Source organism: Flavobacterium xizangense, from assembly GCF_054075145.1.
The window spans coordinates 1-270 of record NZ_JBSIPG010000115.1; the positions used below are offsets into that span (position 1 = coordinate 1).

Here is a 270-nt window from a genome sequence, read left to right on the forward strand (position 1 = left end):
GAGAAATCGATTTTATGATAAAACCTTCATGGTTTACTTTATCAAAATCAGATTCCAACTGTTTTTTGATTTCGGAATTTAAATTAGATTGAGAACCTACAATTAGATTATTTTCTTCTTTTAAATCACGTTTAATTTCAGGTGTATTTCCGAGCATTTCCAAAAATGCTGTTTTAAGTTCTTTCTCGGCAATTTTTATGGTTTCTGAATTTCCTAAAACTACCAATCCTTGTAGATTGTCTTTGTATTCTTTTGCCATTGAAGCATTCG

General features: G+C 29.6%; 1 protein-coding gene. It reads right to left on the reverse strand.

Features of this window, described 5'->3' with window-relative positions; all coding sequences use genetic code 11:
- The coding region (locus tag ACWA1B_RS22740) for an alpha-glucuronidase family glycosyl hydrolase (RefSeq protein ID WP_456910895.1) at positions 1-259 on the reverse strand (259 nt) is incomplete at its 3' end.
- Positions 260-270: the final 11 nt, after the last annotated feature.